Source organism: Clostridium sp. AF29-8BH (assembly GCF_003478145.1).
Lineage (GTDB): Bacteria > Bacillota > Clostridia > Lachnospirales > Lachnospiraceae > Otoolea > Otoolea fessa.
This window is the reverse complement of sequence record NZ_QUEL01000021.1, coordinates 1-25,672: the sequence shown is the minus strand read 5'-3', so window position 1 is coordinate 25,672 and position 25,672 is coordinate 1. Positions and strand designations below refer to the sequence as shown.

Here is a 25,672-nt window from a genome sequence, read left to right as displayed (position 1 = left end):
ATCGAGAGGTGATCGATATGAAGAAAAAATTCTGGCTGATATTATACCATTTAGGCGGTTCGGTGGTACTTTTATTGTTACTGTACACGTCTCTTCAAGGCTTGACAACGGTGACCTTATGTTTAGCGATACCGGTATTGGCAGCAAGTATTATAGAGGCAAAATTTGAATGGAAATTTTTACGAGAGAATCCGGAAATCAAAAAGGATAAAACCTATCGGATCGCAAAAACACTCGGATATCTTTGTGGTCTTATTTTGGTGGTAGGAGTATGGCCTCGTCATTAGAACATTTTTGCTTAATAAAAGACTCTGTTACACTTGGATTGAATCGAGAGGTGATCGATATGAAGAAAAAATTCTGGCTGACATTATACAATATAGGCGTCTCTATTTTATTCTTACTGTCATTGTACAGTTATGCAAAAGGCATGGCAGGCTTTTCTTTATTTTTAGCGCTGGCAGTTTTTGGAGAAATTGCGGCAAGGGCTTTTATTGAATGCAAATACTTGCAGGAGAGTCCAGAGATAAAAGAGGATACAGCTTATCGAATCACGAAAGTATTGCGATTGCTTTCTGAAATTATCTTGATCATAGGAGTATGGCGGATTCGTTTTAAATAGCCACATTCTAAAAATAACGCTTATGATATATTCCATATTCAATGAAAGAGGAGGCATCCGTCCATCAACCTCGGTTGCTTCCTCTTTCTCTATCTATTTCAATCAAAATCTATTTCATCATATCGCGTAAAACAGTCAATATCTCCATTGCCGCCGCTTCCTTACTCATCTGCTCCAGATGGCGGGTCTGCTGCTTATCGATCAGCGTGATGACGTTCGTATCGGTGCCAAATCCGGCGCCGGCTACCTTTAAGTTGTTGGCAGCGATCAGATCCAGATTTTTGCGTTCCAGCTTGCCGCGGGCGCGTTCCTCGAGCTGGGAGGTCTCCATCGCGAAGCCGCAGAGCAGCTGTCCCGGACGTTTGTGTGCGCCGAGGTAGCTTAAAGTGTCCTCAGTGCGCTCCAGCGCCAGGCTCAGATCGCCGTCGGATTTCTTGACCTTTTCATCAGAAACGACTGCCGGACGGTAGTCAGCGACGGCTGCCGCCTTGATGATAATGTCCTGTTCCTCACTCCGGGAGGTGACTGCCTCAAAGAGGTCGTGTGCGCTTTTGATGTGGACAGTATTGACAAATGGAGGCGGAGTCAGTGAAGTTTCGCCGGTGACGAGTGTCACGTCAGCACCGCGCAGCATCGCCATCCGTGCCAGCGCATAGCCCATTTTTCCGGTCGAATGGTTCGTGAGGTAGCGCACCGGATCGACCGCTTCCTGGGTCGGACCGGCGGTCACAAGGATCTTCTTTCCAGCGAGATCCTTCGGGTAGGCGATCGCGCGGAGAATATATTCCAGGATCAGCCCCTCATCCGGAAATTTGCCCTTTCCAGAATCGCCGCAGGCGAGCAGACCGCTTGCCGGTTCGATGATGGTAAAGCCGTAATGCCTTAACAGGTGCAGGTTGTCCTGTGTGATCGGATTCTCATACATCCGTGTGTTCATCGCCGGAGCAATGATGCGCGGGCACTGGCAGGCTAAGAGCGTGGTCGTCAGCATATCATCGGCAAGTCCGTGTGCCAGTTTGGCACAGACATTGGCAGTCGCCGGGGCGATGATCGCCAGATCCGCTTTTTTCGCCAGCTCGATGTGTTCCACTTCAAATTTAAAATTCCGGTCAAAGGTGTCCGTCAGGCATTTATTGACGGTCAGGGTCTCAAAGGTAAGCGGTGTGATAAATTCCATCGCATTTTTAGTCATAATCACGTGTACATCCGCGTGCTGTTTCTTTAAAAGGCTGGCAAGGTTCGCCGCCTTGTATGCGGCGATTCCGCCGGTTACTCCCAAAATAATCGTTTTTCCAGTTAACATAATATATATCCTTTCGGTTTGTACTCTGGTTTTCTGGGTCATTTTCGAACAGCATAGCATCTGGAGGAAAAATTGTAAACCCTTTTTGGCTTCCGTTCTCTGCCAGATTCTTTGGTAAGCGCATATAACAGGAGAGGAAAGAAATATCTATTTTGTGAAAAGACAATAAAAAACAGTACATATTCTGGTAGAATTGTTGGTTGTATGTTGAAAAGTGATGTGATATAGTGTGGAAGTGTCTGCTGACTGGCCTGGTTTTCACTGGATGTGAACAGGGACAGGCGGCAGCAGTTGTATTGTATCCCATAGAAAACAGGCACTGAACGTGCTGGCAGCAAATCCGCGGAAAGCGGCAGAAGAAACTTCTGCCGGAATGTGCGTATCTGCATACGGATCTGTATCTGAGATGGAGAATCATACCGGAAGAGACGGGGAATTAAAATGCCCTGGCTCGCAGCTTTTCTGGATGGTATCGCCGGAAAGAACGGAATTTGTAAGGATTTTATGCACATGATATTGGCGCAGGTAAGCGGCAGTCTGGTGAACAAAAGGTGCAGCAGGTTTTTCGAACGGGAATAATAACAAGGAGGAAAATTTCATGAACACAACAAACAACACATCTAAACTTGTCATCTTAGGTCTTATGACCGGCATTCTTCTGTTGATGGCGTACACTCCCCTCGGATATCTGAATATTGGGCCGCTGGCGATTACATTTAATGTGATTCCGGTTGCGATCGCGGCGATCACACTGGGACCGGCAGGCGGCGCAGCGATCGGTGCAGTCTTCGGCATGACCAGCTTTTTACAGTGCATCGGCATCGGCGGCAGCAGTGCGATGGGCGCGATGCTTTTCAGCATTAACCCGTTTTTGGCATTTGTACAGAGATTCGTTCCGCGTATGCTGGATGGTCTTCTGTTAGGCTACATTTTCCAGTTTGTACGCCGCAGACTGATGCGTACATGGCAAGTCTGGTAACCGGATTCTGTTCCGCGTTTTTAAATACAGTTTTCTTTATGACGGCTTTAGTCGTTCTGTTTGGCAATACCGAATATATGCAGGGGCTGATCGGCGGAAAAAATATCATCCTGTTCGTATGCGGTTTCGTAGGAATCAATGCAGTATGCGAGATGGTATCGTCCACAATCCTCACCGGTGCAGTCGGTGCAGCGCTTTACCGGGCAAAATTTGTACCGGCTCTGGAAAAAAGCAGGGGGTAAGACAGTATGATTTTGGCATTGGATATCGGAAATACGAATGTGGTTCTCGGTTGTATTGCGGATGGGAAAATCCTCTTTACCGAGCGGATGGCGACAGACAGTGGGAAAACAGAGCTTGACTATGCGATTTCCCTGAAAATGGTGCTGGAGCTGCGGGAAATCAAGGTAAGCGAAATCACCGGCGCGATCATCGGTTCGGTGGTACCGCCGGTTACATCCCTGATGCGGGAGGCGATCCGCAAGGTGACGGGGCAGGAAGCCCTGGTTGTCAACGTGGATATGAATATCGGTCTGGAAGTGCTGATGGACAATCCATCCTCCGTCGGTACCGATCTGATCGTCGGTGCCGTCGCGGGAATCAACCGGTATCCGGTGCCGCTCATTCTGATCGATATGGGAACGGCAACCACCATCTGCGTGGTGAATGAGAACAAGCAGTACATCGGCGGCATGATTCTGCCGGGAATAGGTGTATCGATGAATTCCCTGACCAGCCGGACTGCCCAGCTTCCGCGCATCAGCCTTGACCCGCCAAAGCGCCTGATCGGCAAGAATACGGTTGAATGTATGCAGAGCGGCGCTCTCTATGGCAATGCGTCCTGCATCGACGGCATGGTAGATCGGATTGAAGAGGAACTCGGCCAGAAAGCCACCGTTGTAGCCACCGGCGGTCTTGCCAGAAAAATCATTCCGCTGTGCCGGCATCAGATAGAATTAGATGATGAATTGTTATTGCGGGGGTTGTGGATTATCTATAAGAAGAATAAATAAGATAAAAGCGGCTGGAAAAAATCAAGCCGCTTTTAAAATGCAATTAAAAAAGATGCAGAAGCACAAATATAGTGCGAGTGATTAATTTCTGTGTTATACTGATACAGCTACCACCCCTAGACAGGTGCGGAAAGGGGGTGTACTGTGTGGGAGGAATACTGTCATTCGTGCTCTCTGTGATAGCCAGCATTGTGGCTTACTATATTTGTAAGTGGCTGGATGGAGATGAGTAGGTAGCAAAGGTTTAAGCCTCCTTTTCAAAAAAGGCGAGCCCCCGGTGTCAGCACACACCGGGGGCTTTTTGTGTACTCTGTGAGTACTGTCATTCGTTTGCCTATTGGCATTATAGCATATGGAAAAATTGATTTCAATATGCATATAATATAATTTTAATAGGTAATCTCCCGTCCTTCTTTTCTCCACTCCCTAAACTGTGCCGCTGCGGAAAGCAGAAGATCACAGGAGGAGTTGAGGGCGGTCTCGACGGAATCCTGCACCACGCCGATGATAAATCCGACACCGATGACCTGCATGGCCACATCGCTGGAGATGCCAAACAAGGAGCAGGCAAGCGGAATTAAGAGCAGGGAACCACCGGCAACACCGGATGCGCCGCAGGCGGAAAGTGCCGACAGGACGCTTAAAATGATGGCGGTCGGAATATCCACCGGAATTCCCAGCGTATTGGCTGCCGCCAGCGTCATGACGGTGATGGTAACAGCCGCACCGTTCATATTGATGGTCGCACCGAGCGGGATGGTAACGGAGTAGGTATTTTTGTCCAGTCCCATTTCCTCGCAGACTTTCATGTTGATCGGGATATTTGCCGCTGAGCTCCGGGTAAAGAAGGCGGTGACCGCGCTTCGTTTCAGACACTTGAAAATCAGCGGGAACGGGTTTTGGCGGATGCACCAGTATACGAGAATCGGGTTGGTTACGAAGTAGATAAACAGCATCGAGCCAACCAGCACAGCGAGAAGCCGTCCATATTCGGTAAATACCTGTAAACCGTTGGTGGATACAGTGTCAAACACAAGTCCGAGAATACCGAACGGGGCAAAGTTGATGATCCAGGTAACAACCTTGGACAGTGCCGCCGCAAAATTGTCCATAATTTCTTTCGTGCGTTCGCTGGCGCCGCGCATCGCCACGCCGAAGAGAACCGCCCACGCCAGGATACCGATGTAGTTTGCCTCTGCGATGGAGGTGATCGGATTCCTTACGACATTTAATAAAAGTGTCTGCATAACTTCTGCAATTCCCTGCGGGGCAGAGGTTTCTTCTGCAGCCTGTGCAAGTGTCAGGGTGATCGGGAACAGTTTACTTGCGACGACCGCGATCACAGAGCCGAGCAGTGTGTTGAACAGGTAAAGGCAGACAACGGTGCGGATGATGCCGCCGTGGCTCTGCTTTGCCTGACAGAGGGAACTGATAACAAGGAAAAATACGAGCAGGGGCGCGATGCCCTTTAATGCGTTGACAAATAGATTTCCAAGGATTGAGAGTCCGACTGCCTGCGGAATCATCATTCCCAGGACAGCGCCGAGAATCATGCCGCCCAGAATTCGTTTAGGCAGGCTGATGGCTGTCCAGCGTTCATAGAGTGCTTTCATAAAATACATACTTCCTTTGTGATGATGAAATGGGGTTGACGAGTGTCGGGGAGCTGAGTCAAATGTGCAAATGCAATATCTCCCGAATGATTCAACTGTCTGTGCAGCATCCGGCACAAAATCATGTAGATTCTATTATACAGGAGATAGAAAGAAAGGGAAAGTGCTTTTTTATGGCAGAGTGATAGAGAAATAGAGAAAAAATTTTTGCCCGTGTTCCGTGTGGCCAGTGGCAGAACTTGCAGTGGCGATAAGCGAAAAGAAAACTTGTATTTCTATCTGCTCTATGTTATACTCATACCCGTTGCAAAGCCCATAAAAACAAGGTCTTACAGGGCTGCCGCCGATTCCCGGCGTAAAATGAATCGAGTGTTCGTGACCTTCCACTCGTAAAACAAAACTAAAGGAGAATTGAATATGAAAGAAAACAACCTGAAAAACACGTATTTTCTGGCGTATGGCGCGGCGATCGCGGCCATCTACGTAGCGCTGACGATGGCATTCCAACCGATCAGCTTCGGACCAGTGCAGTTCCGTATTTCGGAAGCACTCTGCATCCTGCCGTTCTTTACCCCGGCAGCGATTCCGGGACTCTTTGTCGGATGCTTTTTATCCAATCTGTTCTGCGGGGCAGCCGGACTGGATATCGTATTCGGAAGCCTGGCAACCCTGATCGGGGCAGTCGGCTCCTATGCGCTTCGCAGAAGCAAGGTTTTAGTATGTGTACCGCCGATCCTGGCCAACACGATCATTGTACCGTGGGTGCTCCGGTTTGCATACGGCTCTGAGGATCTGATTCCGTTCATGATGCTGACCGTCGGGATCGGCGAGGTGCTGGCAATCGGCGTGCTGGGAAGCATTCTTCTGGCGGCGTTAAACCGTTATAAAACCATGCTGTTCGGCAAGTGTCTGGCAACGGGACGCTAAGAAAAAGACATAACTTAAATGATATAAAAGATGCATGTTACAGACGGATCGCAGTGCGATGGCTGGCGTGTATCTTTTATTTTTTTTTGCCTTATATTGACAATTTCATGTAAAAGAAGTTAAATTAAAAGGACGTGAAAACACAATGCCTCGCGGTTCCATATCGTTTTTCTATGGCGTCTGCGAAAACAAAAACCGCCTGCGGCGGGGAAGGAATGCACAAATATGAGTGAGAATGTATATCAGATTGATTTTAATAAACCAGAATCCGTCCATTTCATCGGAATCGGCGGTATCAGCATGAGCGGACTGGCAGAGATTTTGATGGACGAGGGATTCACTGTGTCCGGCTCGGACGCACACCGTTCGGAGCTGACCGATAACCTGGAGGCGCGCGGCGCGAAGGTATATATCGGACAGAAAGCGGAGAATATCCAGGATGGCATCGATGTGGTAGTCTACACGGCGGCGATTCACCCGGATAACCCGGAATTTCAGGAAGTAAAACGGCGCGGCATCCCGATGCTGACCCGTGCGGAACTCTTGGGCGAGATGATGCGGAACTATAAAAATGCGATCGCGATTGCCGGAACACACGGCAAAACGACAACCACTTCAATGGTGACGGAGATTTTCTTGCAGGCGAAAAATGACCCGACGATCTCGGTCGGCGGCATCCTTCCGGCGATCGGCGGCAACATCCGCGTCGGCGGACCGGAATTTTTCGTGACGGAGGCGTGTGAGTATACCAACAGCTTCCTATCCTTCTACCCGACGATGGCGGTCATTCTTAATATAGAAGAAGACCATCTCGATTTCTTCAAGGATCTGGCGGATATCCGCCGCTCCTTCAAGCTGTTTGCCGAGCGCGTACCGGCTCAGGGCGCGGTTGTTATCAACGGCGATATCGAGAACTATCAGGAGATCATAGAAGCGGCAAAAGGCAAGGTTATTACTTTTGGTCACAGCCGCGGCAACGATTACAGCGCTGGTGATATCCAGTATGACGCTTACGCGCATCCGTCCTTCGACCTTTATATCGGCGGCGAGAAGAAAGAGCGCCTGACGCTCGGTGTGGCAGGTGAGCACAATGTATATAATGCGCTGGCAGCTATTGCAGTTTCCCTGGAAAATGGCATCTCCATGGACGCCATCCGCGTGGGACTGGCACATTTTACCGGAACCAACCGCCGGTTCGAAAAGAAGGGTGAGGTAAATGGATTTACCATCATCGACGACTATGCGCATCATCCGCATGAGATCGAGGCTACCTTAAAGACGGCGCAGAACTATCCACACAAGACACTCTGGTGTATTTTCCAGCCGCACACCTACACGCGGACGAAGGCATTTCTGCCGCAGTTTGCCGAGGCGCTCTCACTGGCAGATAAAGTCATTCTGGCGGATATCTACGCGGCGCGCGAGACGGACACGCTCGGCATCAGCTCAGAGGATATCGTGAAACTTCTAAAAGAAAAAGGAAAAGAAGCCTGGTATCTGCCGACGTTCGATGAAATAGAAAAATTTGTCATGGAACATTGTGCACAGGGTGACCTGCTGATAACCATGGGCGCCGGAGACGTTGTAAATGTAGGGGAAAACCTCCTTGCGAAATAGATGCACTCCGAGTGTACATATAGTTATCCACATTATCCACATAGTTTTCAACATATTATGTAAAGGAACTATGTGGATTTTTTGCGCCTAAATGCGGAAATGGGGAAATGCCGAAAATGTTGATAAAATAAGGATTTTGTCGGATGAAGGGTTGTTTTTTGAGGATTTTTGAAGGCTTTTTCCACATTATCCACATTATCCACAATCAAAATAGTGGAAAAATTGGTCTAAAAGTGTCGGCCGCGAACCATAATTAGGAGTATTTCTTTTTAAAAAAAGGTATGTTATGATAGGAACAGACGCAGTGAACCTGTGATAAATGGATGAAAACTGTCTTGTCCGGAGCAAAATTGTGGAAAAGTCCGGAAACAAAATCAAAACGGTGGAAAAGTAAGAAAACAGGAAGATTTGGATGGAACAAATAGAGAACATTTCAAAATAAAAGTAAAATACAGCAGTTTGAATGGTTTACACAGCCGCAGGCTGCTGATAGATAAATGGTAACAGGAAATGTGAGGACACAGAATGGCTAAGAGGGAAGTTAGACGATGGGAATAGGATTCAAAAACCGGCTGGCGGTGGGCGCGACGCCGGTTCCGGACGTATTTATTGATACATATATGGCGGGAGCCAGTGGAGAATATGTGAAGGTATATCTGTACCTGCTCCGCCACCAGCAGGAGGAAGTCTCGATCGGACAGATCGCGGACGCGCTCAACCACACGGAGGCGGACGTGCAGCGCGCGCTGGCATACTGGCAGAGAGCCGGGGTGCTGGGAACGGAAGTCGGTGAAGAGGCACAGCGATCGTTTCAGGAGACGCCGGGACAGCAAATTTCACCGGTTTTTGCTTCAACGGAATCCCTGGCAGGCGCTGGTTCCTTTGCGCCATCTGCAAAAACTGCCGCGCGGGAAGCCGCAGCCTGCGATATGTCACGCCTGACCTCGGATGAGTCGTTTAAGCAGCTCATCTATATTGCCCAGCAGTATTTAAACAAGCTGCTCACACCGACGGACTGCCAGATTCTTGGAAATCTCTATTCGAATCTGGGATTTTCCGGGGAATTGCTGGAATACCTGATTGAGTACTGCGTGCAGAACCACCACACCAGCCTGCGCTATATGGAAAAGGTGGCGCTCGGCTGGCATAAGCGCGGCATCAAGGATGTGGAACAGGCGAAAGCGAGCGGCAGGGGCTACACGAAGGGTTCATTCGCGGTTATGCGGGCGATGGGGCTTTCGGACCGGAGTCCGGCGGAGGTCGAGAGTGAATTTATCGAAAAATGGTTCTGGGAGTACGGTTTCACGCGCGAGCTGATCGTCGAGGCGTGCAGCCGCACGATCCGGCAGATACATAAACCGTCGTTTGACTATGCAGACAAGATCCTGCGGGATTGGAAAAATGCCGGCGTCAAGAGCTTCCGGGATGTGTCAGAGCTAGATAAAAAACGGAAGGAAGAAGGCGGGGCGAAGCGCCGGCAGGCGTCTGCAGGCAGCAGCCGTTCTTCCAACCGGTTCCACAATCTAGAGGAACACGGATATGATTACGACGAGATGGTATGGAGCATGATAAACGGAGCGCAGAAGACAGGAGGGGACGATGGCACTCAGTAATTCGCAGTATGAATCGATCATGCGTGTTTATAACCGGACACAGCTTCAGAAGAAACATGAGCTGGACGCGCGGGTTGACGAGGTCTATGAGAAAATACCGGCGGTCCGGGAGATGAACGATGCGATCGCCGCCGCGGCGGTCAAGAGCGCGAAAGAGCTTCTGGCGGGCGATGCGGACGCGGTGAAACGTTTGCGAGGGACAATCGCAGACCTGAAAGAGCAGCGTCAGGTGCTGATGAGCGCCTACGGCTATCCGGCGGACTATCTGGAGATGCAGTATAATTGTCCGGACTGTAAGGATACCGGGTACAAAGACGGCATAAAATGCCACTGTTTCCGTCAGCGGGAGATCGATCTGTTATACGCCCAGTCGAATATCCGGGAAGTGCTGGAGCGGGAGAATTTTTCTCATTTTTCCTATGATTATTTTGATGACACGAAGATCGATCCGCGTAGCGGCAAGACTGCCCGCGCGTATATGGAGCAGGTGACGGCGTTCTGCCACCGCTATGTGGACGGATTTAAAGAAGAAAAGGGAAATATCTTATTTACCGGAAAAACGGGGCTCGGAAAGACGTTTTTAAGCAACTGCATCGCGAAAGAGCTGATTGAGCGTTGTTTCAGCGTCGTGTATCTCCCAGCGGTGGAGATGTATGAGATATTTTCAAGGGACCGCTTCGCAAATGATGCGACCGATGAGGATCGCGACCGCTCCCAGTATTTATTAGAGTGCGATCTGCTGATCATCGACGATCTGGGGACGGAACTGGTGAATACGTTTACGACTTCCCAGCTCTTCTATGTGGTCAACGAGCGCTTAAACCGGAAGAAAGGCACGATCATTTCCACCAATCTGCCGGTCAATGAGATGCGCGACGAGTTTACCGACCGCGTCATGTCACGGATCATAAGCCAGTATCAGATCATTCCGCTCTACGGCGAGGATATCCGGATACGAAAAAAGCTGGAAAACCGGTAATGGGTTGACTTATAAGGGACATAATGATATAAAAGAGACGTTAGAATGCGCTAACATATGCAAAAAAACGAATTAACAGAGAGTAAACAGGCTGGAGGAAAATGGAAAATGCTGTACGAAGAGAAAATCATTGAGACGATACCGGTAGGTCCGCTGGGACTGATTCCATTAAAGGGATGTGAGGAACTGGTAGGCAAGGTAGACAAATATCTGGTGGACTGGAGAAATGAGCGCGAAAGCGAGCACAAGACGTCGATCGCATTTTCAGGTTATCAGAGAGACTCCTACATCATCGGGGCAAACACACCGAGATTTGGTTCCGGCGAGGCAAAGGGCGAGATCAAGGCGTCGGTGCGCGGCGATGATCTGTATCTGATCGTGGATGTCTGCAACTACAGCCAGACATATTCTCTGTGCGGCATGGTAAACCATATGTCCCCGGATGATCATTATCAGGATCTGAAACGTGTCATTGCGGCAGCAGGCGGAAAGGCACGCCGTATCAACGTAATCATGCCGTTCCTGTATGAGAGCCGCCAGCATAAGCGCTCCGGCCGTGAGTCCTTAGACTGCGCGCTGGCACTGGAGGAGCTGGTAGATATGGGCGTTGAGAATATCATTACCTTTGACGCACACGATCCGCGTGTCCAGAACGCGATTCCGCTCAAGGGTTTTGAGACCGTTCAGCCGATTTACCAGTTTATCAAATATCTGCTGAAAAATGAGAAAGAGCTGGAGATCGATAGCGATCACATGATGGTCATCAGCCCGGATGAGGGCGGTATGTCCCGCGCTGTCTTCTTCTCCAACGTGCTGGGACTTGACATGGGTATGTTCTACAAACGCCGCGATTACACCAGGATCGTCAACGGACGCAACCCGATCGTTGCCCATGAGTTCTTGGGATCCAGCGTAGAGGGCAAGGATGTCCTGATCATCGATGATATGATCTCCTCTGGCGAGAGCATGTTAGATGTAGCGAAGGAATTAAAGAGCCGCAAGGCGAGAAAGGTATTCGTATGCGCGACCTTCGGTCTGTTTACCAACGGACTGCAGAAGTTTGACGAGTACTATGAGAACGGTCTGATCGACCGCGTCCTGACCACCAACCTGGTATACCAGACACCGGAGCTTCTCTCCAGACCGTACTATATCAGCGTCGATATGAGCAAATACATCGCGCTCATCATCGATAACCTGAACCACGATGCCTCCTTAAGCGAGCTGTTAAATCCGACTGGACGTATCAATAAGCTGCTGGCGAAGTATCGGGCGGGAATACGGGACTAAAAATAGACCTTTAAAATAGAAACAAAAAGAACGTCATTTCCGGACCAATACATGTCAGAAAATGGCGTTCTTTTTAATGTCATAGGAAACAGGCAATGTCACGGTTATGTACGAAAAGAGTCCTACAACCGCACTTCATGCACCGCAGCTCCTTCTTCCTTCAGCACCCGCATCTCCCTCTCATGACAAGTAAATACAAGAATCTGCCCGGAATAGGCGGTTGGCAGCCATTTGAGGACGGTTCTCAGGCGCTCGTCGTCGTAGAGGACGAAGCTGTCGTCAAAGATGAGCGGCAGCCGGTCTGCATCGCCCTGGATAAAGTGGGCGGCGGCGAGGCGCAGCGCCAGATAGATCTGGTCGGCGGTGCCGCTGCTGACCTGTTCAAGCGGGATCAGCTTCCGGCGGGTATTTAAAAACGCATTCAAGTTCTCATCGATGCTGATGCTGGAATAAATTCCGCCGGTAATTCCGGCGATCAGGTCGGACGCAGTCTTATTTAAGTACAGGCCGAAAGAATCCCGGATGGTGGTGGAAAGCTCTTTTAAGGTATCAAGCGCCAGATCCACGGAGGCGATCTCCTGATGGATGCGCTCATTTTCATTTAAAATGTGTTTGAGCGCCGCTGCCCGATCTTTGCAGGCGGATAGGTGCTCCAGCTTTTTCTCTAACTCCCACTGGACGCGCTGTTGTTCCTCGATGACAAGGCTGCAGTCATTCTGCTTTGCCATCAGCGCCGAGATCTGTTCGGAACGTTTTACCAGTGAATCCTCCGAGTTTGTAACGGCGTGGCAGAGCGTGATGAAGCGGTCCAACCGCTGGGATAAAAGCTTCATGGATTCATCCGAAATCTCGGATTCGCCCAGGTGGCGGCGCAAAATCTCCGATAAAACAGAGGCACTTTTCTCCGCCTCCTGCCTGCGGCGGCTCCGGTGCCGTGTGACGCAGATTCCCAGCATGAGAAGCACAAGGGCGGCGCCTCCAAAGATGAGGGCGGTGGGACCAGCTCCCAGCCATGGGGACGGAAGCGGGAAGAACGCCAGATATCCGCAGTATGCCGCGCAGATAGCGCAAATTGCTGCTGCGACAAAGAAAAACACCTGGAAAAACCGGGATCCCTTGCTGGAGGAAGACGCCTGTGCATGCTGATAGTCCTGGTAGAGTGTTTCAGCCTGACTGCGGTACGCCTCGATGGACGCCTCGTCCGTAAAGGAAAACTCATCCAGTACCTGACGGCTCTTCTGCAGCCGGTCGGATAAATCTTCTTTTTCTATTTTCTGATGTTCCAGTTCATTTCGAACCGAGTCACGCAGCTTTGAGTATTCCTGTAACTGATTCTCATATTTTGGCGAAGAAAGCTCGCGTTCCAGCGCGCGGATCTCGCTAAGAAGGGAGGTATAGTTGACCGAAGCCTCCGGGCTTAACTGGGATTCAAATTGTTTGCGCTGATTTTTCAGATAGGCGGTTGCCTTAGTGATATTGAGCGCCATATTGCCAGAGGTATTCATGTTAGCAATATAGTTTTTCAGTTCTGAAACCATGCCTTCATCGGTCGCACTCTTTAACTGGCTGATGCTGATGGTGTTGTTGTACATGGTTTCACTCATGCCGCCCAAAATTTCCTGCAAAACGGCGCGGCCGTCCGGTTCCTCGCGTCCGGTCGTCTCGTTGATGACGGTAAATTCCTTCTTATTTTTCTGGAACGAGCGCTCGATCCGGTAAATGGTGCCGTCGTCAGATTCAAGCCGGAGCTGCCCCTCGTAGGTGCCGCTGTTTTCCCACGGCTCATATTTGCTGTAGATGTCGTTTCTGGCGGCGCGCCCCCTCTGACGCTCGATGCCGAAGAGCATGCCGCGGATAAAGGTGTGGATCGTGGATTTGCCAGCTTCATTTTTACCGTAAATGACGTTTAACCCGTCCTCAAAGGAGACGGCTGTGTCATGAAATTTTCCAAACCCACTGATATAAAGATCAAGAAAACGCATGGAAGCTAACTCCTTTCATCGGTGGTGAGAAGCAGGGCGTGGATGCCGTAAAACAGCGCCTTTTTCTCCACCGGACTCATGTCCGGTTTTTTCAGTGCCTGGATGTAAAAGCCGATCATATCGCTTGGATGCTCGGCAAACAGGGCGGAAAAATCGTATTGCGGTTCCGTCTCATCGATGATATCCGCGATGCGGAAACGCAGCTTTAAGGCGTCCAGATCGAAGGAAATATCGGGATCGCGCATGCCCTGCACCTTGAAGCGGAAAATATTGTCATTGCCGCGCTGTTCGATCTCATGGGCGATTTTTAAGTACAGCTCCGTGTTGGTCGTATCCGGCGTGACGCGGACGATGAGCGGGATGTAGCGGAGCTTCGCCATCGGAATAAAGTCCAGTGTCGTTACCTGACCGCTTTCCGGGTCGATCTCGCCGTAAAGGATGCCGTGCCTGCCGGTCTCGGTCTTATCAAGCGGCTCCGGGGAACCACAGTATGCCATCTTTTTGTCCAGTAGGATCTCTGGCCTGTGGATGTGCCCCAGTGCGATATATGAAAATCCGGAGGAAGCCAGCGCCGCCCGGTCGATCGGGACGTGGTTCGCGTCGCCGCCGTGCCCCAGCAGAATGTGGATTTTTCCATCCTCCGGCGCTTCAAGAGCATCGAGGCGCGGCTCCGGGATCTCCGCAGTATAGTAAGAAAAGCCGGTCACCTCGGTGTTGATATCCTCAAAATAGACGGATGAGACATCCTCACTTTCCAGAAACGTCACGTTGGAAGCCCAGGAAAAGCTTAAAACGGCTGAATTTTTGCGGATCCGGTCGTGATTGCCCGCGATGATGATAACCTGTGTCTGCGGGATCGTGGAAAACAGGTAATTGACCTCTTTCAGATCGCGCAGCAGCGGCTGGCGGTGGAACAGATCCCCCGCGATGAACAGGCAGTCCACGCGCAGCTCCTTTGCCTTGGCGATGATGGCGGTAAACGTATCGCGGATATCGCGGCTGCGCTCCCGGCTCCAAGGCTTGTCGCTGTCCGGGGACATGCCCCAGTGGATATCGCCGGTATGGATAAATTTCACATTCTCTCCCCCTTTCAGGAGTCTGTCACTCCGTATGTACATATTAAAATAATAATAGAAAAGGGACTGCTGCAAATAGCAGAAAGCAGATTCCAGTATTTGCGACAGCCCCATAGTTGCTTATTGTTTACAGTTCACAGTTGTTTACGGTTCTCGGGAACGGGATGACATCACGGATGTTGGAAACGCCGGTTAAGTACATCACGCAGCGCTCGAATCCAAGACCAAATCCGGAGTGTCTTGCGGAACCGTATTTACGCAGATCCAGATAGAAACCGTAGTCCTCCTTTTTGAGTCCAAGCTCGTCCATACGCGCCTCTAACTTCTCTAAGTTGTCCTCTCTCTGGCTGCCGCCGATGATCTCGCCGATGCCCGGTACGAGACAGTCCATCGCTGCAACGGTCTTGCCGTCCTCGTTCATCTTCATGTAGAATGCCTTGATCTCCTTCGGATAATCGGTAACGAAGACCGGTTTCTGGAAGATCTTCTCGGTTAAGTAGCGCTCATGCTCGGTCTGTAAGTCACAGCCCCAGAATACCTTGTAGTCGAATTCGTCGTTGTGCTCTTCGAGGATGCGGACAGCCTCGGTGTAGGTTACATGACCGAACTCGGAATTTAATACGTGGTTTAAGCGGTCAAGGAGTCCCTTGTCGATGAACTGGTTGAAGAAATTCATCTCTTCCGGTGCGTGCTCTAAGATGTAGCGGATGACATATTTTAACATATCCTCGGCAACTTCCATGTTGTCGTTCAGATCCGCAAATGCCATCTCCGGCTCGATCATCCAGAACTCAGCTGCATGACGGGTCGTGTTGGAGTTCTCTGCGCGGAAGGTCGGTCCGAAGGTGTAGATATTGCGGAATGCCATCGCGTAGGTCTCGCCGTTTAACTGACCGCTGACGGTTAAGTTGGTCGGTTTTCCGAAGAAATCCTGGGAGTAGTCAACCGTGCCGTCATCCTTTTTCGGAACATTGTTCAGATCCATCGTGGTAACCTGGAACATCTCACCGGCGCCCTCGCAGTCACTTGCGGTAATCAGTGGAGTGTGGACATACACGAAATCGCGCTCCTGGAAATACTGATGGATCGCGTAAGCTGCCAGGGAACGTACACGGAACACAGCCTGGAAGGTGTTGGTTCTCGGACGCAGGTGGAGATGGTACGCAGATACTCAAGGCTGTGGCGTTTCTTCTGAAGCGGATAATCCGAAGCGGACGGTCCCTCAACGGCTACCTCGGTCGCCTGAATCTCGAACGGCTGCTTTGCCTCCGGGGTCGCAACCAGGGTACCTTTTACGATAATGGATGCGCCTACGTTTAACTTGGAGATCTCCGCAAAGTTCGGCATTGTATCATGGTAAACAACCTGAAGCGTCTCAAAGTAGCTGCCATCGCTCACAACGATGAAGCCAAAGTTCTTGGAACCGCGCACGCTTCGTACCCAGCCGCCGATCTGAACTTCTTTGTCCAGATACGTCTCTCTGGAACGGTAAATTTCTCTTACAGTGGTTAAATTCATCTCAGTAAACTCCTTATTTTGCAAAATAAACTTTCTCATGCGGACTGCCCTGCAGTGTGCAGACCGTGTTTAACTTTCATTATACTGTATTTTTCTTGTAGATTCAAGGGACGGAGGGAAAATCTGGGGGGATAGAAGGAAAAAATTATCAGTCTTTTTCACTGGGCAGCAAAATGACGGGAACTTAATACTGCATCTGCATATCCAAGCGAAGCGCGGGGTTATCCATGGGAAAATCAAAGGTAGATTCCACATCCCGGAATTACGAAAATATTATGTAAAAGGAACGAAAAATGTCGGAAAATGTACAAAATTGGGACAAATTCTATTAAAAATTTGTTCACTATTTTCGTGAAGTATGTTATAATAAAAACAGGTTTAAAATACACATTATATGTGAGCATCGAGGGGTGATATCGTGATTAAAAAGGAAATGATAGCTATGCTGTTAGCAGGCGGACAGGGCAGTCGTCTGGGTGTCTTAACTCAAAAAGTAGCAAAACCTGCGGTTTCTTTCGGAGGAAAGTATCGAATCATCGATTTTCCGTTAAGTAACTGTATCAATTCGGGAGTGGACACGGTAGGCGTTCTGACCCAGTATCAGCCGCTGCGGCTGAATGCACATATTGGAATCGGTATTCCGTGGGATCTGGACCGCAACGTAGGTGGTGTGACGGTACTTCCGCCGTATGAGCGGAGCAAAGGAAGCGATTGGTACACCGGTACGGCGAACGCGATCTACCAGAATCTGGAATACATGGAAACGTACAATCCAGAGTATGTGCTGATTTTGTCCGGCGACCACATCTACAAGATGGACTACGAGGTAATGCTGGAATACCACAAAGCAAACAATGCGGATGTGACGATCGCGGCGATGCAGGTTCCGATGGAGGAGGCAAGCCGTTTCGGTATCGTTATAACCGATGACAACAACCGCATTACGGAGTTTGAGGAGAAACCGGCGAATCCGCGCAGCAATTTAGCTTCCATGGGTATTTACATATTCAGCTGGAAGGTGCTCAAGGAAGCGCTCATCAAGCTCTCGGACGAGCCTGGATGTGACTTTGGAAAGCACATTATCCCGTATTGCCATGCAGCTGGAAAACGTATCTTCGCATACGAGTACAACGGCTACTGGAAAGATGTCGGAACCCTTGGCTCCTACTGGGAGGCAAACATGGAACTGATCGACATCATTCCGGAGTTCAACCTGTATGAAGAATACTGGAAGATTTACACGAAGAGCGATATTATTCCCCCACAATTTATATCGGAGCAGTCTAAGATAGAGCGCAGTATCATCGGCGAGGGCACCGAGGTATACGGCGAAGTCATTAACTCGGTCATCGGAGCAGGCGTTACGATCGGAGAAGGTGCGGTGATCCGTGATTCGATCATCATGAAGGGCACGACGATCGGCGCTGGCACGGTTGTGGATAAGGCGATCGTGGCGGAGGACGTTACCATCGGTGAGAATGCCGAGGTCGGCGTCGGAGAATATGCCGAGAGCAAGTACGACAAGAAGGTATATCAGTTCGATCTGGTAACGATCGGAGAGCGCTCCGTGATACCGGATGGAGTGAAGATAGGACGGAACACAGCGATTTCCGGCGTGACGACGGCAGAAGATTATCACGGCGGCGAGCTGGAGAGCGGCGATTATATCATAAAGGCAGGTGGAATACAATGAGAGCGATCGGGATTGTTTTAGCTGGCGGCAACAGCAAGAGAATGAGAGAATTATCCAATAAGAGAGCCATCGCAGCGATGCCTATCGCAGGCAGCTACCGCAGTGTCGATTTTGCTCTGAGCAATATGAGCAATTCCCACATCCAGAGTGTGGCGGTACTGACGCAGTACAACTCCCGTTCCCTGAATGAGCACTTGAGTTCTTCCAAGTGGTGGGATTTCGGACGTAAGCAGGGCGGCATGTATGTATTCACACCGACGATCACGGCAGAGAGCAGCGACTGGTACCGCGGTACCGCAGATGCGCTGTATCAGAACCTCGATTTCTTAAAGAAGAGCCATGAGCCGTATGTGGTCATTGCAGGCGGCGACTGTGTCTATAAATTGGATTACGGCAAGGTACTGGAGTATCATATTGAAAAGAAAGCGGATATTACCGTAGTATGCAAGGAGATGCCTCCGGAGGAGGACGTTACCCGCTTCGGTCTGGTGAAGTTAAACGATGACGGACGTATCACAGATTTTGAGGAAAAACCGATGCTGGCGACCTCCAGCATGATCTCCTGCGGTATCTATGTAATCCGCCGCCGTCAGCTCATCGAACTTCTGGAGCGCTGTGCAGCAGAGGATCGGTATGATTTTGTTACCGATATTTTAGTCAGATATAAGAACCTCAAACGCATTTACGCGTATAAGTTAGGAACTTACTGGAGCAACATCGCTTCGGTTGATTCGTACTACAAGACGAACATGGATTTCCTAAAACCGGATGTACGCCACTATTTCTTCAAGGAATACCCGGAGATCTACTCCAAGGTAGATGATCTTCCGCCGGCAAAATACAATCCGGGTGCAAATGTCAAGAACAGCCTGGTATCCAGCGGCTGTATCTTAAATGGTACGGTGGAGAACTCGGTTCTGTTTAAGAAGGTATATGTAGGCAATAACTGTATCATCCGGAATTCTGTTATTTTAAATGATGTTTACATCGGGGACAATACAGTGATTGAGAATTGTATTGTAGAGAGCCGTGATACGATCCGCGCCAACACGACGCACATCGGTACGCCGGAAGATGTAAAGATTGTCATTGAGAAGAACGAGCGGTTTACATTATAGGGTACATCAAAGAACAGACGGAAGGGGTAAATGGGTATGCAGATTACAGACGTAAGAGTGCGGCGGATAGAGAAGGAAGGTAAGATGAAAGCCATCGTATCCATCACACTTGACAATGAATTTGTGGTTCATGATATCAAGGTTATTGAGGGAGAGAAAGGACTTTTTATTGCTATGCCGAGCCGTAAGGCTGCGGATGGAGAATACCGGGATATTGCCCACCCGATTAATTCGGAAACCAGAGACATGATTCAGAATGTTATTCTTGCCAAATACGAGGCGACAGCTCTGGAACTGGCAGAGCTGGAGAAAACAGAGTAAAAAGCAGGAAAAGAAAGTAAAAAGAGAGAAAATATGAAAAAATGTCCCCGGACGCTGGACAAAGTGCCCGGGGGCATTTATTATGTAAGTATAGTATGCTCAAAAACGGGCAGAATTTGCCCGAATGTGTACAGATAATCCATAAGGGGGTAATTATGAGCGGTACGATTTTTTCTTTAATACCGCCTATCGTAGCCATTGCGCTTGCATTGATTACGAAAGAGGTGTACCTGTCTCTGCTGATAGGTATTATGTCGGGCGCGTTTTTATTTACGGGTCCAAATCCGCTTCATGCGGTGGAAACCATGATCGCGATCATGGGCGAGAAGATCGGGGGCAATGTCAACATTCTGCTTTTCCTGGCATTTCTCGGCATCGTGGTAGCACTGATCACAAAGTCTGGTGCGTCGAAGGCTTATGGTGAGTGGGCGTCCCACGCGATCCGCACGAAGAAGGGCGCACTGTTTGCAACCATGTTCCTCGGAATGCTGATTTTCGTGGATGACTATTTTAACTGCCTGACCGTCGGCACGGTTATGCGTCCGGTGACGGACAAGCACAAGATCACACGTGCGAAGTTAGCCTACATCATCGATGCGACGGCGGCGCCGATCTGTATCATCGCGCCGATCTCAAGCTGGGCGGCAGCGGTCGGTTCTTCGCTTCCGGAGGACAGCGGAGTGGACGGCTTCAGTCTGTTCCTTCACACGATTCCGTTTAATCTGTATGCGCTTCTCACGATCTGCTTCATGCTCTTTTTGGTAGCAGGCGATTTTGATTTCGCGGCGATGAAACGCTATGAAGAACAGGTGAAAAAGACTGGAAAAGAGACGACGGTCGAGGCGGAGGCGATGGAGATCTCCGGCAACGGAAAGGTTATCGATCTGATTCTTCCGATCCTGGTTCTGATTGCGTTCTGCGTCAGCGGTATGCTGTATACAGGCGGCATCCTGGACGGCGTTGGTCTGGTCGAGGCGTTCGCCAACTGTGATTCGGCACTGAGCCTGGTGCTTGGTTCCTTCTTCACACTGGTGTTTATCTTTGTATTTTACATGATTCGCCGTGTCATCCGGTTCAATGAGTTCTGTGAATCCTTCACGATCGGCGTCAAGGCAATGATCCCGGCGATCATGATTCTGTGCCTTGCCTGGACTCTGTCTGGTATCTGCAGTGCGGATTACTTAAACATCGGCGGCTATGTCAAAGAGGTAGTGGGCGGCAATGCGCTGGTCGGCTCCCTGATGCCGGCCCTGATGTTCGTCATCGCGGCGGGGCTGGCGTTCTCGACCGGTACGTCCTGGGGTACCTTCGGTATTCTGCTTCCGATTGCATTTGCGGTGGTCGGCGCTGAAAATATGAACACTTACGATCGTGACGGCTTCGATTCTGGCAGGTGCGGTCTGCGGCGACCATGTTTCCCCGATCTCGGATACGACCATCCTTGCGTCGGCTGGCGCCCAGTGCCACCACATCAACCACGTATCGACCCAGATCCCGTATGTGCTGTGCGTAGCAGCGTGCTGTTTCCTCGGTTATCTGGCAGCCGGAATTACCGCCAATGGCTGGGTGGGAACCGGCGTGGGATTCGCAGCGCTGATTGTGGTTCTGGTTATTCTGGATCGAAAGAATAAAGGGACGAAAGAGGCGTAAAAGCATCGGCAGTAAACGAAAATTGGTTCGTTTACTGCCGATTTTTGCGTTTATGCTATATCTATACAACCGCCGGCTCCAGGAGGAGCTTGCCGGTTTTGTAGCGTTCTTTGCTGAATAACTTGATATCCATGCTGTCCTCCTGCCCGGCGAGATGGTTTGCCATGAGGATGGCAATGCGGGGGGAGACCATGAAACCGTGTCCGGAGAACCCACAGACGCTGTAAAATCCTTTTGCCTCAGCCGCCTCGTCGATGACAGGGTTGCAGTCCGGGCTTAAATCGTACTGTCCAGCCCACTGGCGGACCACTTTCAGTTTCCGCAGAATCGGAAGTGCCTCACACATGACAGCACAGTTCTTTTCCAGAAACTGCCAGGAAGAATTGAAATTGTAGCTGGGGGCTTCGTGGGGGCCGATGCCCATGACGAAGCTTCCATGCGGTGTCTGCTGGACATAATAGGAACGGTGGAAGGACATGACCATGCAGTCGATGAGAGGTGCAACCGGCTCGGTTACCAGCGCCTGATGGCGTTCCGAGGTAACAGGAATATCCTCACCAACCATTTTAGCCAGCTCTGGCGCATGGACGTTGGCACAGTTGATGACGGTTCTGGCTTCAAAGGTTCCGTTTGTTGTCTCAACGGCGTGGATGCGTCCGGCTTTCGTTTGAAGCCCGGTGACCTCGGTGTAGGTCAGAAATTCAACACCCATCCGTTTGGCACCCTGTGCGTAGGCCTGTGTACACTGGAACGGATCTGCGTGACCATCCTTCTGGCAGAAGGTAGCGCCAAACATACCGTCGGTATTCAGGTATGGAACAATCTCTTTTGCTTCTTTTAAATCGACGGCGCGGGAATCAATGCCGAGCTTATGCTGGACTTTGAGGTTTTCCTGAAATTGTGCCCATTCTTTTTCTGTATAAGCAACCAGAAGATAGCCGCCCTGATGGAGACCGCAGCTGCGCGTATAGCCGGTATATTCTTCCAGATGTTCAAAGATATGGGTACTTTCCAGAGCGATCCGCGCGTTCAGCTCGGATCCCCACTGCTGGCGGATACCGGCGCCGCAGCGGCCCGTTGCGCCGGAGGTCAGAAAGCGTTTCTCAATCAGGAGGATGTCTGTGATTCCACGCTTGGCGAGTTCAAATGCGGTGGCACATCCAATAATGCCTCCGCCGATAATGATGACATCGTAGGCTTTTTTCATTCGCAGCCACCTCCTTTTGTAGCAGATGGATCGTAGGATCCGTAAGAACCTTCATCCCCGTCCCGGACGGTTTCTTCCCAGGCGTCTGCCAGAGCGCCCATGCTGATAGGTTTGACAGGAGGGCGGAAGGTTGGCATCAGGACCTCTTCCAGAGGAAGTTTATAATAGGAAGAGAGTTCCTGTGCGATCAACATCCGGCAGGTACGTCCCTGACAGGGACCCATTCCAGCACGGGTTACACGTTTAATTTCGTCGATGGTGCGGTAACCATCCTGAATACATTTTAAAATGTCCTCGCGGGTTAAATCTTCACATCGGCAGAGGATTGTGTTTTTATCATCCATTTTGATACCCCCCTACTTTGATTGCCCGAACGTCCATGCAAGTTCCTTCGGAACCGCCAGACAGACAATGTTGGTTTTATTTTTAGCGCCGCCCTGGATGAGCTGTACGACCGGGAACCAGCCGAGTGCTTCGCCGGAGCGGTTCAGACCGCAGGCAAGCTCTCCTTTTTTAGGAAGCGGCAGAAATTCAAACGGAAGCTTTACGAGGGCTTCGGTCGGGCTGTATGTTTTATCAACGATGAAAATGGCAAGACCCGGGCACTTCAGCATACAGGCACCGCAGCCATTGCAGACATCAAAATCAATTTTGGGTGTCTCGTTGATATCCGGCTCGATGTGGATTGCTTTTTTTACACAGGCCTTTGTACAGGGATTGCAGGGGATTTTCTGAAAACACTCTGCGATGGCAACGGCGCCCTTTAAAAAACGTGTTTCATCCGGCGTAACTGCTTCAATGGCTTCTTTATCCGGGATTCCTGTCTGAATTAACATACGGATGCGCCTCCTTTCCTGCATATGTCATGCTCCAGGCGAAGTTTACGGGCTTTTTCCAGACCGCTTAAAATTCTGGCACCGGCAGGACCGGAGCGCAGTTCAGAAAGCTCCGAACGGGCAGCTTCCTTTTCGGCTGCCGCCCGGACAGGCTCATAGCCGAGGCTTTCGGCAGCGGCACATCCGGCGAGACGGCCTTCCACCATAGCGGAAGAGGCTTCTTCGATTCCGGAAACATCGCCGGCTGCATAGACGCCCGGAACCGAGGTTTCCAGGTTTTCATCGGTCAGCGGGATATGCCCGGATAATTCGCGGATAAATGCCATATCACAGCCAGCCTGCCAGCAAAGCTCGGTCAGCGGAGCCAGTCCGACTGCCAGACAGAGCGTATCGCAGGGAATCGTCTCTTCCGTGCCGGGGACAGGCTGGAACTGGGAGTCAACCTGTACGATGACAACGCCCTCAAGGGCATCGGTTCCATACGCTTTTTCGATCGTATAGCCAGTCCGGATAGGAACACCGGCGCGGCGGATTTTCGAGGCATGGACCAGATAACCGCCGATTTTGGGGGCGGCTTCGATAATGCCGGCAACCTCAACCCCTGCCTGCATCAGCTGATAGGAGACAATCAGACCGATATTGCCTGCACCGACCATTAAAACACGTTCAGCCGGTTTGACGCCGGCGACATTCATGAGGGTCTGCACGGCACCGGCACCGTAGATACCGGGAAGATCATTGCCGGGAAATTCCAGAAACTTTTCAGAAGCGCCGGTGGCGAGAATGATTTTGGATGGGCGGATTTTCATGTGTTTTCCGTGATAAAAAACAGTAACGATGCCGTCCTCATAGATTCCCAGCACGGTTGCTTCTGTCAAAATTTCAATATTTGGATGGTGTTTCGCTTTTTCTATCAGCAGGTTTCCGATGTGGATGCCGCGTTCTCCGGCATATTGTTTTTCGGAACCAAAAAATTTGTGCGTCTGTTTGACTAACTGACCGCCGGGGAGGTAATCGCGCTCACATAAGAGGACGCTGGCTCCCAGCTCGGCGGCGGCACAGGCAGCAGAGAGACCCGCCGGTCCGCCTCCGATGACGAGAATTTCGGTCTGTTTGATCATAGGACAACCCCCTTTCCGTGCTGTTCTTCCACTTTCATGCCGGCCTTTACGCGGGTCACGCAGACGCGGACATTTGGCTCACCGTCTACAGTCATGAAACAAGAGGAACAGTTGCCGATGGCACAAAAAAGACCTCTTGGACGGTGCAGCTGGGGACTGTGTCCCAGTGTGCGGATGCCAGCCGCATGCAGGGCGGCGGCGATGGTTTCGTGGGTAAAGCCGGTGATGGGCTGACCGTTATAGTAAAAAACGACCTCTTCTCCCCGGTCAAAATCTAGGACAGGATGTTCTTCCAGTCGCATACAGATCTCCTCCTCATATAATCAAGTGTTTTTTATTGAAAATTCAAGGTTTTTCAACCTTTCATATCTCAGTGAATAAGCCACAGCTATGAGCATTTCGATGTATCAGGTACTGAAATAGCGGTTGAATGGTATACGAAATAAAACGTCATTGATTTTCGCTTTACTGGCCTTGCGTATGCCCTTCCCTCTATGGCAGCTAACCTCCTATATCCACCAGGATCATCTCTGTCTCCAGAGGTCCTAACTTCCTTCGTTCTGCCTACCCATAACCAGGGTGTCAGCTATGCTCCTTTACGGGGTCATGCCCCTTGGTGATGATTTCTGCCGACTACTGGCTCATTCTTTGTATTATTGATTACTGACTCGCTTCCTGTTCCAGCACTGTGAACAGTGGACGTTATCTGTTACATTCCGCTTGATTCAGTGGCTGTCCACATGACAGCCTCCATTACAGTTACTTATCTTTCTTACGCAGCCTGTAGATAAACTGCTGGTTTCTTGATGTCACTGACCATCTTTTTCGGATCATAATCCACACCTTTCGTCAGCATGGCATAAAAGACTCGTATCAGCTTGGCTGCAATTGCCATAAGTGACTGCATTTTCTTCAATGGATTTAGTCTTCTGGTTGTGTAATAATTATGGAGTTCCCTGAACTCCTGGTTCTTCGACACAAGTGACATTGCAACCTCAAAGAGTAGATATATAAGTCTCTTTCGCCCTCGTCTGCTTATTGTTGTCTCGCCCTTGTGCTTTCCCAAACTATTTTCAACCAATGCCAATCCTGCAAGTTTCTGCAGTTCCTTCGGATTGTTGAAGCGGCTGATATCACCTACTTCTGCAAGGAATCCTGACACTGTCCTGATTCCCACACCTTTGATCTCTAACA

At 50.2% G+C, this 25,672-nt stretch carries 24 protein-coding genes and 2 pseudogenes; 15 read left to right on the top strand and 11 right to left on the bottom strand.

Annotation, left to right across the window (positions count from 1 at the left end; translation table 11 throughout):
* The first annotated feature begins 17 nt into the window (after positions 1-17).
* A complete protein-coding gene (locus tag DWZ16_RS11960) occupies positions 18-287 on the top strand; it encodes a hypothetical protein (protein ID WP_118492978.1) in 270 nt (89 codons plus the stop codon).
* Between the two features lie 59 nt (positions 288-346).
* Positions 347-622 (top strand): hypothetical protein, encoded by a 276-nt coding sequence (locus tag DWZ16_RS11955; protein ID WP_107001717.1) that lies wholly within the window; start codon positions 347-349, stop codon positions 620-622.
* Between the two features lie 109 nt (positions 623-731).
* Here the strand turns inward: DWZ16_RS11955 and coaBC are convergent, their stop codons facing one another.
* Positions 732-1,925 (bottom strand): bifunctional phosphopantothenoylcysteine decarboxylase/phosphopantothenate--cysteine ligase CoaBC, encoded by a 1,194-nt coding sequence (gene coaBC, locus DWZ16_RS11950; RefSeq protein ID WP_118522924.1) that lies wholly within the window; start codon positions 1,923-1,925, stop codon positions 732-734.
* A gap of 598 nt (positions 1,926-2,523) precedes the next feature.
* On the opposite strand from coaBC, the gene DWZ16_RS16280 reads away from it, so the two are divergent.
* The 3 genes from DWZ16_RS16280 to DWZ16_RS11935 are packed head-to-tail and all read left to right on the top strand — an operon-like array spanning position 2,524 to position 3,917.
* Positions 2,524-2,904 carry an ECF transporter S component gene (locus DWZ16_RS16280; RefSeq protein WP_243022018.1) on the top strand — a complete coding sequence of 127 codons (381 nt, stop codon included), beginning with the start codon at positions 2,524-2,526 and terminating at the stop codon, positions 2,902-2,904.
* Positions 2,889-3,146 (top strand): hypothetical protein, encoded by a 258-nt coding sequence (locus DWZ16_RS16275; protein ID WP_243022017.1) that lies wholly within the window; start codon positions 2,889-2,891, stop codon positions 3,144-3,146. Before DWZ16_RS16280 ends, DWZ16_RS16275 begins: the two co-directional genes overlap by 16 nt.
* Positions 3,147-3,152: 6 nt before the next feature.
* A complete protein-coding gene (locus tag DWZ16_RS11935; protein ID WP_118522923.1) occupies positions 3,153-3,917 on the top strand; it encodes a type III pantothenate kinase in 765 nt (254 codons plus the stop codon).
* Positions 3,918-4,306: 389 nt separating this feature from the next.
* Here the strand turns inward: DWZ16_RS11935 and sstT are convergent, their stop codons facing one another.
* The gene (gene sstT, locus DWZ16_RS11930) at positions 4,307-5,530 is read right to left on the bottom strand and encodes a serine/threonine transporter SstT (protein WP_118522922.1); all 1,224 of its coding nucleotides are present in this window, start codon (positions 5,528-5,530) and stop codon (positions 4,307-4,309) included.
* A gap of 417 nt (positions 5,531-5,947) precedes the next feature.
* Between sstT and DWZ16_RS11925 the strand changes: the two genes are divergently transcribed.
* From DWZ16_RS11925 to DWZ16_RS11905, 5 genes are all read left to right on the top strand, one after another.
* Positions 5,948-6,457: a QueT transporter family protein gene (locus DWZ16_RS11925; protein WP_107001712.1), complete on the top strand. Its 510-nt coding sequence runs from the start codon at positions 5,948-5,950 to the stop codon at positions 6,455-6,457.
* 225 nt (positions 6,458-6,682) lie between these two features.
* Entirely contained in the window at positions 6,683-8,074 is a 1,392-nt protein-coding gene (gene murC / locus DWZ16_RS11920) for a UDP-N-acetylmuramate--L-alanine ligase (RefSeq protein WP_118522921.1), read from the top strand.
* A gap of 548 nt (positions 8,075-8,622) precedes the next feature.
* Positions 8,623-9,687: a DnaD domain protein gene (locus DWZ16_RS11915; RefSeq protein ID WP_118522920.1), complete on the top strand. Its 1,065-nt coding sequence runs from the start codon at positions 8,623-8,625 to the stop codon at positions 9,685-9,687.
* Positions 9,674-10,666 (top strand): ATP-binding protein, encoded by a 993-nt coding sequence (locus DWZ16_RS11910; protein WP_118482233.1) that lies wholly within the window; start codon positions 9,674-9,676, stop codon positions 10,664-10,666. Before DWZ16_RS11915 ends, DWZ16_RS11910 begins: the two co-directional genes overlap by 14 nt.
* 108 nt (positions 10,667-10,774) lie before the next feature.
* Complete coding sequence (locus DWZ16_RS11905; protein WP_022359580.1) at positions 10,775-11,956, top strand: ribose-phosphate pyrophosphokinase; 1,182 nt, start codon at positions 10,775-10,777, stop codon at positions 11,954-11,956.
* A 122-nt stretch (positions 11,957-12,078) separates the two neighbouring features.
* Here the strand turns inward: DWZ16_RS11905 and DWZ16_RS11900 are convergent, their stop codons facing one another.
* From DWZ16_RS11900 to asnS, 3 genes and pseudogenes are all read right to left on the bottom strand, one after another.
* A complete protein-coding gene (locus tag DWZ16_RS11900; protein ID WP_118522919.1) occupies positions 12,079-13,938 on the bottom strand; it encodes an ATP-binding protein in 1,860 nt (619 codons plus the stop codon).
* A 5-nt stretch (positions 13,939-13,943) separates the two neighbouring features.
* Positions 13,944-15,014, bottom strand: coding sequence for a metallophosphoesterase family protein (locus tag DWZ16_RS11895; RefSeq protein WP_118522918.1), 1,071 nt, complete (start codon positions 15,012-15,014; stop codon positions 13,944-13,946).
* Between the two features lie 127 nt (positions 15,015-15,141).
* Positions 15,142-16,532, bottom strand: a pseudogene (asnS, locus tag DWZ16_RS11890) (asparagine--tRNA ligase).
* A gap of 418 nt (positions 16,533-16,950) precedes the next feature.
* Here asnS and DWZ16_RS11885 point away from each other — a divergent pair.
* The 5 genes and pseudogenes from DWZ16_RS11885 to DWZ16_RS16960 all read left to right on the top strand — a co-directional run bounded on the left by DWZ16_RS11885 (position 16,951) and on the right by DWZ16_RS16960 (position 21,314).
* Positions 16,951-18,225 carry a glucose-1-phosphate adenylyltransferase gene (locus DWZ16_RS11885; RefSeq protein ID WP_107001700.1) on the top strand — a complete coding sequence of 425 codons (1,275 nt, stop codon included), beginning with the start codon at positions 16,951-16,953 and terminating at the stop codon, positions 18,223-18,225.
* Positions 18,222-19,343, top strand: a complete 1,122-nt coding sequence (glgD, locus tag DWZ16_RS11880; protein WP_022359575.1) for a glucose-1-phosphate adenylyltransferase subunit GlgD — start codon at positions 18,222-18,224, stop codon at positions 19,341-19,343. The genes DWZ16_RS11885 and glgD overlap by 4 nt, the downstream gene beginning before the upstream one ends.
* Positions 19,344-19,379: 36 nt before the next feature.
* The gene (gene spoVG / locus DWZ16_RS11875; RefSeq protein ID WP_118522935.1) at positions 19,380-19,664 is read left to right on the top strand and encodes a septation regulator SpoVG; all 285 of its coding nucleotides are present in this window, start codon (positions 19,380-19,382) and stop codon (positions 19,662-19,664) included.
* 41 nt (positions 19,665-19,705) lie between these two features.
* A pseudogene (locus DWZ16_RS11870) lies at positions 19,706-20,944 on the top strand (Na+/H+ antiporter NhaC family protein); the annotation flags it as partial.
* 91 nt (positions 20,945-21,035) lie between these two features.
* Positions 21,036-21,314, top strand: coding sequence for a Na+/H+ antiporter NhaC family protein (locus DWZ16_RS16960; RefSeq protein WP_412694342.1), 279 nt, complete (start codon positions 21,036-21,038; stop codon positions 21,312-21,314).
* Between the two features lie 61 nt (positions 21,315-21,375).
* Here the strand turns inward: DWZ16_RS16960 and DWZ16_RS11865 are convergent, their stop codons facing one another.
* The 6 genes from DWZ16_RS11865 to DWZ16_RS11840 form a co-directional block, all read right to left on the bottom strand.
* Positions 21,376-22,521, bottom strand: a complete 1,146-nt coding sequence (locus DWZ16_RS11865; RefSeq protein ID WP_022359572.1) for an NAD(P)/FAD-dependent oxidoreductase — start codon at positions 22,519-22,521, stop codon at positions 21,376-21,378.
* Positions 22,518-22,865: a (2Fe-2S)-binding protein gene (locus DWZ16_RS11860; protein ID WP_118522917.1), complete on the bottom strand. Its 348-nt coding sequence runs from the start codon at positions 22,863-22,865 to the stop codon at positions 22,518-22,520. Before DWZ16_RS11860 ends, DWZ16_RS11865 begins: the two co-directional genes overlap by 4 nt.
* A gap of 12 nt (positions 22,866-22,877) precedes the next feature.
* Positions 22,878-23,357, bottom strand: a complete 480-nt coding sequence (locus DWZ16_RS11855; RefSeq protein WP_118522916.1) for a 4Fe-4S binding protein — start codon at positions 23,355-23,357, stop codon at positions 22,878-22,880.
* Positions 23,351-24,475, bottom strand: coding sequence for an NAD(P)/FAD-dependent oxidoreductase (locus DWZ16_RS11850; protein WP_118467738.1), 1,125 nt, complete (start codon positions 24,473-24,475; stop codon positions 23,351-23,353). The genes DWZ16_RS11855 and DWZ16_RS11850 overlap by 7 nt, the downstream gene beginning before the upstream one ends.
* Entirely contained in the window at positions 24,475-24,780 is a 306-nt protein-coding gene (locus tag DWZ16_RS11845) for a (2Fe-2S)-binding protein (RefSeq protein WP_118522915.1), read from the bottom strand. The genes DWZ16_RS11850 and DWZ16_RS11845 overlap by 1 nt, the downstream gene beginning before the upstream one ends.
* Positions 24,781-25,250: 470 nt before the next feature.
* Positions 25,251-25,672: transposase (locus DWZ16_RS11840; RefSeq protein ID WP_147353423.1), on the bottom strand; the 422-nt coding region annotated here is incomplete at its 5' end.

Excerpts from the sequence above, each read along its gene's own strand:
- DWZ16_RS11935 (WP_118522923.1), top strand. The coding sequence starts at position 3,153 with ATGATTTTGGCATTGGATATCGGAAATACGAATGTGGTTCTCGGTTGT.
- sstT (WP_118522922.1), bottom strand. The coding sequence starts at position 5,530 with ATGAAAGCACTCTATGAACGCTGGACAGCCATCAGCCTGCCTAAACGA.
- DWZ16_RS11960 (WP_118492978.1), top strand. The coding sequence starts at position 18 with ATGAAGAAAAAATTCTGGCTGATATTATACCATTTAGGCGGTTCGGTG.
- DWZ16_RS11860 (WP_118522917.1), bottom strand. The coding sequence starts at position 22,865 with ATGGATGATAAAAACACAATCCTCTGCCGATGTGAAGATTTAACCCGC.
- DWZ16_RS11955 (WP_107001717.1), top strand. The coding sequence starts at position 347 with ATGAAGAAAAAATTCTGGCTGACATTATACAATATAGGCGTCTCTATT.
- DWZ16_RS11905 (WP_022359580.1), top strand. The coding sequence starts at position 10,775 with ATGCTGTACGAAGAGAAAATCATTGAGACGATACCGGTAGGTCCGCTG.
- glgD (WP_022359575.1), top strand. The coding sequence starts at position 18,222 with ATGAGAGCGATCGGGATTGTTTTAGCTGGCGGCAACAGCAAGAGAATG.
- spoVG (WP_118522935.1), top strand. The coding sequence starts at position 19,380 with ATGCAGATTACAGACGTAAGAGTGCGGCGGATAGAGAAGGAAGGTAAG.
- DWZ16_RS11910 (WP_118482233.1), top strand. The coding sequence starts at position 9,674 with ATGGCACTCAGTAATTCGCAGTATGAATCGATCATGCGTGTTTATAAC.
- DWZ16_RS11855 (WP_118522916.1), bottom strand. The coding sequence starts at position 23,357 with ATGTTAATTCAGACAGGAATCCCGGATAAAGAAGCCATTGAAGCAGTT.
- DWZ16_RS11865 (WP_022359572.1), bottom strand. The coding sequence starts at position 22,521 with ATGAAAAAAGCCTACGATGTCATCATTATCGGCGGAGGCATTATTGGA.
- DWZ16_RS16280 (WP_243022018.1), top strand. The coding sequence starts at position 2,524 with ATGAACACAACAAACAACACATCTAAACTTGTCATCTTAGGTCTTATG.
- coaBC (WP_118522924.1), bottom strand. The coding sequence starts at position 1,925 with ATGTTAACTGGAAAAACGATTATTTTGGGAGTAACCGGCGGAATCGCC.
- DWZ16_RS11925 (WP_107001712.1), top strand. The coding sequence starts at position 5,948 with ATGAAAGAAAACAACCTGAAAAACACGTATTTTCTGGCGTATGGCGCG.
- DWZ16_RS16275 (WP_243022017.1), top strand. The coding sequence starts at position 2,889 with ATGGCAAGTCTGGTAACCGGATTCTGTTCCGCGTTTTTAAATACAGTT.
- DWZ16_RS11915 (WP_118522920.1), top strand. The coding sequence starts at position 8,623 with ATGGGAATAGGATTCAAAAACCGGCTGGCGGTGGGCGCGACGCCGGTT.
- DWZ16_RS11900 (WP_118522919.1), bottom strand. The coding sequence starts at position 13,938 with ATGCGTTTTCTTGATCTTTATATCAGTGGGTTTGGAAAATTTCATGAC.
- DWZ16_RS11845 (WP_118522915.1), bottom strand. The coding sequence starts at position 24,780 with ATGCGACTGGAAGAACATCCTGTCCTAGATTTTGACCGGGGAGAAGAG.
- murC (WP_118522921.1), top strand. The coding sequence starts at position 6,683 with ATGAGTGAGAATGTATATCAGATTGATTTTAATAAACCAGAATCCGTC.